Source organism: Collimonas sp. (assembly GCF_035566375.1).
In the GTDB taxonomy this organism is placed as follows: Bacteria; Pseudomonadota; Gammaproteobacteria; order Burkholderiales; family Burkholderiaceae_D; genus Collimonas.
Genome location: NZ_DATMRK010000065.1, coordinates 21,430 through 27,429, shown reverse-complemented (window position 1 = coordinate 27,429; position 6,000 = coordinate 21,430). Strand labels below are relative to the sequence as shown.

The 6,000-nt window shown below is 54.4% G+C and carries 4 protein-coding genes; all 4 read left to right on the top strand.

Annotated features, from left to right (window positions below):
• The first annotated feature begins 212 nt into the window (after positions 1 to 212).
• The 4 genes from VNZ60_RS20475 (at position 213) to VNZ60_RS20465 (ending at position 5,982) form a co-directional block, all read left to right on the top strand.
• A complete protein-coding gene (locus VNZ60_RS20475; protein WP_325662448.1) occupies positions 213 to 644 on the top strand; it encodes a hypothetical protein in 432 nt (143 codons plus the stop codon).
• A gap of 14 nt (positions 645 to 658) precedes the next feature.
• Entirely contained in the window at positions 659 to 1,279 is a 621-nt protein-coding gene (locus VNZ60_RS25315) for a DUF4272 domain-containing protein (protein ID WP_414648928.1), read from the top strand.
• 834 nt (positions 1,280 to 2,113) lie between these two features.
• Positions 2,114 to 2,365, top strand: a complete 252-nt coding sequence (locus VNZ60_RS25310; protein WP_414648927.1) for a SymE family type I addiction module toxin — start codon at positions 2,114 to 2,116, stop codon at positions 2,363 to 2,365.
• A gap of 815 nt (positions 2,366 to 3,180) precedes the next feature.
• A complete protein-coding gene (locus tag VNZ60_RS20465) occupies positions 3,181 to 5,982 on the top strand; it encodes a type VI secretion system Vgr family protein (protein WP_325662447.1) in 2,802 nt (933 codons plus the stop codon).
• The last annotated feature ends 18 nt before the right edge of the window (positions 5,983 to 6,000 follow it).

Sequence of the window (6,000 nt, the reverse complement as noted above, 5' to 3'; positions counted from 1 at the left end):
TCGTCTCAGCGCGAGATTGCGCCAGACCTGGACGAACGACAAGTACTAGGTCGGGCAACTGACGCAAATATAGGTGGAAGTCGCCCGATTTCTTGGACGTTGCCGTGAATGGTATTGAATGCTAAAGCCAGCTTTCGGCCACAAGCGGTCCCCCAGAAAAATTCTCTAGAGCTGCCGTTGTACATTTTTGGAAATATTTCAATGGAAATAAAATGAAGACAACAATGTTAGTCTGCATCTTGAGTATATTTTTATTTGGTTGCTCTGGTGGACCATCTGATGCAGAAATACGTGCTGCTGGTCGTATGTTTCGCATTGATATGCAGGCGTTGATTGATAGTGGTGGAAAGGTGATGGACTATCAGGATGGCAGAAGAAATGCCAACTATTATTTTTTAACGCTGGATGCGGATTCGTTTAATGAATCATTGCAGAAAAAATATATAGATAAATTGGCAGATATGGGATGGATGAAACTTGAACAAAACGATGCTACTGAAATCTTCTTTTGTAAGAATGGGGCGCGTACTTTAATTGCGATTGGTGATAAGACAATGAATGGGAAAAAAACATCTTCCATTATTATGGTCTACACAGCCCAAACCATCAAAGATTGCCAACAAGCCGAACGCACAAAAAATTGAGAAGGTAAGAGTACATGAACCTGACTCAGACTCTCCGCGCGTCGTCTCTTAGAATATGCGATAGCCTTGGTTTACCCACTAATCCGTCGCTTCCTAAGCTTGATGCGTCGCTTACCCTTCGCAGTGCGACGGAAATTAGTCGGCGGGCACTTGCACTAAACGTCATCGTTGCATGTTCCTACGGATTCTCTCGCGAATCCGGGTTGGCTTGGCTTCAGGAATACAATCTGTCGCAAGAACTCTCTGGCGCGGAGTCGGCGTTCCTTCAAGGTGAATCAGAAAACGTCCAGTCCTTTCAACTTCTTGCGGAATCCCTCTTTGCGCTCGCGTGGGTCCTTGGACTAGTGAATTCGTTCAGCTGGAATGCAGCCCCACCAACCAACTTGGTTTTCATATTTCCAAATCTTAAGGTTCAAGAGACCCCGCATCGCTTCACGGGCACAGTCAAACTTCGACGGGAGGCCGCTGTGTTATCAGCGCTCGACGCATCTTATTGTATTCATTGGTCCTGCCTCGAGATTCAGTCGAATGGTCAGCGTCCGTCCGTTAATGTTCGTGCGATTGAGTATCGACGGTGGGCACTTGAGTGGGTGATGGGTTCAGAGGCTTGGGACGAAATTTCTCTGGATACCTAGCATTTCCATAGAGTTCAACGACGGCTGTTTGAACGACGAGAAACCGCCTTATTCCAATATTTGAACGTCCGCTATGGGAAAATCTGAACTTCCGCTTTGGGTCGTCTGCTGCCGGTCGTCAATGAATATTGAGTGGCAGGTTTCAGTCTGTGGCGGACCATCGCCGGAGATGCTCGACGGGCCGGTTCCTGCTGGCCGATTGCGCTCCTTTAAAGGCGGCTTAGTCGCGATAAAATCTGACGTTGCATGTACGGTTGAGTCCGAGTTGATACAAATAATGTCAATTTCCTAGCTCGGGAGTCCGCTGTAGTGCCTCGGAGGGTCAACGTCCTGCCTCGAAGGGTCAACGTCCTGCCTCGAAGGGGCAACGTCCTGCCTCGGAGGGTCAACGTCCTGCCTCGGAGGGACAACGTCCTGCCTCGGAGAGTCAACGTCCTACTTCGGAAGCTCAGCATCGACCCTCGGAGCATGGATAGGGATGGTCAGCGCGTCGACGTGGCAATACGATGCGGACTTGCGCTCGCATACGCAAAGTCTTATCTTTCATCGGTTGCGGCATACATGGATTGTCATCGTATCCAATAGCATCTATAGTCGTCCCGTCCCTGAATAAAGAAGGGGCCGGGTTTAGAAGCCTAGATACTCAAAAGCGCACAAACCGCGCAATGCGGTTTTTTCATGTGTGTCGCCTTCGTTCGTCCCTATGGGCGGTGATGGCGGGGAGTCTTCGGGCTGCCGGTTTGCTTTTGGGTACCGGTCTTCTAATCCTGCTATTTGCCGCCCACCCCGTTTAGAAGCGGGACGCGACTTGACTGCTACCCAAAGGAGTTCGCCATGCTAAGCAACAGGATCAGCACGCCCAAAATCTCTCCCCAATCCACGCGTCCCAGAAAAGACACCGTTCCAGCGTCCACCAGAAAGAAACACCCAGAACGCCATCTGACAGTAGGCCTATACCCCGAATGGCAAGCCAGAAAACCGTGGATCCGGTTATACGGTTTGTGGCTGACAGAAGCCGGTTTTACGCCGCAGACTCGTATCAAGGTCAAGGTTACGGCAGGGCGCTTGGTGATCACCAAAGCGTAAAAAAAAAAGCAGGCCATCGCAATGATGGCCTGTAAGTTATTTGATGCTGCGCTTATCTGAGCTAACTCAGCTGCGAACAAGAGCCTGGGGGCAGGTCTTGCAATGAAATATCGATCGATTACAGAGCTTATTTTCCTACTCGCTCAGCAATCTGAATTAATCGATATTAACTGGATGTGTCATTGCAAGACTTGACCCCGGCTTCTGTGTGACCCCGGCTTCTGTGTATCGGGCGCTGCCCACTGGTAGAACGTTTCTTCTGTCGCATCAAGCAATTCCATCGCATCGCCACCCGGTACGACAAACTCTCCGAACGCTTCTCGTCATGCGTTGCGCTCGCCGCTGCATTCATCTGGATCTGCTAATTGTCAACACGCCCTAGACCCTGCATCAATCTCAATGTCTGTGTTTGCGCGTCCAAGATGCCCTCCTGCGTGGACGGCTGTCGTAACATCGGCGGCGCGCTTTGCCGGTCGTCAATGGATATGTGTTGCTGTCAGCCAACGAAAAGTGTGAAAGAACGTTAATCTTTTCTCATCGAGATACTCGTCGCCTACTCTAATGATAAAGTCGCTGGACGTATTGTTTCCAACTTACAAGATTGCCGTTTGATAAGGGTGTTTTCTACTGATGACCCCTGACAATTTTGACAGTTACGCAGCAATGTTAAACCGTGTAGGGTGCGTACCTCTTTAAATAAAGTGCATTTCGCGTCCCCAGTCCCTGATCCATTTGACCGCTGCATTTTCTATTAATTGCAATTAGGACACCAAAATGCCGATCGTATATGTTCGTCGCTGTAAGAGAGCAGTAGCGTGAATCTCGCCGACGCATTGCAAGCGTTTGCCTCCGGTTCGTTGAATCAGGAGAACCGGCCTATTCGTCTGCACTGGGGCAGTGCCCAGAGTACCCTCGAACAGGTCCTGGTGGTTCAGCGCATCGATATTACCGAAGGCCTCTGTTCAGGTATCGAAGGGCATTTGACCTGTCTGTCGACGCGCTCCAACCTGCCGCTCAATGCGTTTATCGGACTGCCGGTGTCGGTCCAGCTGGTCAACGACCGCGGCGCATTGCATAAGATTTGCGGGATTATCACGGACGCGCGCGCGGGGCAATCCGATGGATCGCTCGCTACCTATCAATTAACTATCCGCGACGCATTGTCAGTGCTGGAACGACGGATTAATACCCGCATATTCCGCACTAAAAATGTGCTGGACGTGATTGAAATCTTGCTGAAGGAATGGCAGAAGAAAAGCCCTGCGCTCGCGCGCGCCTTCGACTTTGATCTATCCGGCACAGACCGCAGTCAGTACCCTGTGCGCGAACTCACGGTGCAGTTTCATGAATCCGATGCTGATTTTATCCGTCGGATCTGCCGTCGCGAAGGTATTGCATGGTTCACGGCAGCCGGCCAACGGGAACAGGCTTCGTCTGCCAGCAATAACGCCAATAACAGCGATTTACCGATACATACGCTGGTGTTTTTCGATGACCCGATGAAATTGCCGCAATCGGGCGCCGGCACTATCCGCTATCACCGCGATGCTGCCACCGAAGAGCGTGATTCGGTGACGCTGTGGTCGGCCTGGCAACAACTCGTGTCCGGCAGTGTCCAGCGCGCCAGCTCGGATTACAAGAGCGGCAAGATGGCGCAGGCGTCGCAAACCAGCATCGTCGATCAGGGACAGGCCGGCAACGATCTCGCGCAACTCCTCTCCGATAACGTCATTGATGTGCCGCACGCCGGTGATTCCTGGGCGGATTACGACCGGCTGACCAAGGCGAGGATGCTGTCGCACGAACTCAGGGCCGCCAGCGTGGACGGCGCAAGTGGCGTGCGCGATCTGGCGGTCGGCCGCTGGTTCGAATTGACTGGCCATCCCGAGGTGGATACGCATCCGCAGGAGCAGCGGCAGTTCATGGTCACCGCATTGCATCACCGCGGCGAGAATAACTTGCCGAAGGAGCTGAACGAGCGTGCGCAATCACTGTTTGACAGCAGCCGTTGGCACGCCGGCTCATTGGCGGCCGTCACCCAGACCCTCTCGCCAGGAACGCCCGACACCCGTTACAACAACACCTTCACCTGCGTGCGACGTGGCGTGGCACTGACCCCCGCATACGATCCGCGCATCGATCTGCCGCGTGTCTATCCGATCACGGCGCTGGTAGTCGGGCCGCAAGGGGAAGAGGTTCATTGCGACGAATTCGGTCGCATCAAGATACAGATCCAGGGTTTGAATCCGGACGATCACGCGCATGCGCAAGGCGCAGGAACCAGCGGCACGCAGACAGACAGCGCCTATGTGCGGGTCAGCAGCAGCTGGGCCGGTAAAAACTATGGCCACGATACCTTGCCGCGAGTAGGGATGGAGGTTGCCCTGGATTTCCTGAATGGCGATCCGGATAAGATGTTCGTCACCGGCGTCCTGCATAACGGACCGAACATGCCGGCGACCTTCAGTCATACCGGCGCGCTGCCCGGCAATCGTTTCCTGTCCGGCATGAAGACCAAGGAGATCAAAGGGAACCGCTACAATCAGCTCCGTTTTGATGACACTTCTGGCCAAATCAGTAGCCAGTTGGCCAGCGAGCATGCGGCCAGTGAGCTCAATCTGGGCTATCTGACGCAACCCCGCACCAACGGCAGTGGCGAGGCGCGGGGCGAGGGCGCAGAATTGCGCACGGATGCGGCGGCTTCGCTGCGTGCTGCGAAAGGCATCCTCTTGACCACCTACGCGCGCAACAAGGCGACCGGACACTTTCTTGAGCGCGATGAACTGAACCAGTTGCTCGGCGAGTGCACGGAATTGTTCAAGGCTCTCGGTGAATATGCCGGTCAGCACGGCGGCCAGGCCGCGGATGGCACTGCCCAGAACCAGCTCGCAACAGCACTCAAGAATTGGGATACAACTAGCGCTGGCGCGGGTAGTACATCTGCTGGTGCCGGGGATGCGCCAGCCATCATGGCATTCGGTGCGGCCACGGGGTCGATCGCCGTCACGCCTAAAACGCATGTGACCTATGCCGGCGAGAACATCGACCAGGTAGCGCAACAGCATCTGCAATTGATGAGCGGCCAGCGCTTGAATGCAACCGCAGGCCAAGGCATGCAGTTGTTCGCGCGCGGCAAAGGCATCCAGGCGATCGCAGGCGAAGGGCCGATGCTGCTGCAGGTGCAAACCGATGCATTGACGGCCAACGCGCAAAAGGGCGTCAAGATCAGCAGCAACGAGAATGAAGTGCTGATCACGGCGCCGACGATTCGTTTCGTAGCCGAAGACGGCAGTTACATCAAGATCGGTGGCGGCGTGACGCTGGGGACGAACGGCGATATCAAACTGCTCTCCGCGTCGCACCAGTGGGGCGGCCCCTCGACGCAGCAGGCGGCCAAGACAAATTTCAACAACGCACCGACGGATCAGCGTTTCCGCTTGCACTATCCGGGCGAGTCGCCGGAATCGGCGGCGGCAGCGGCTCACCAGCCTTACCGCATCACGCTGGACGACGGACGGGTGATCGAGGGCAAGAGCGACGCGAACGGTCATACCGACCTGATCAAGGACGAGGCCATGCGCATCCTCAAGATTGACATCCTGAAACCCGCTCTATGAGTAGCGAAATAAGCCAAC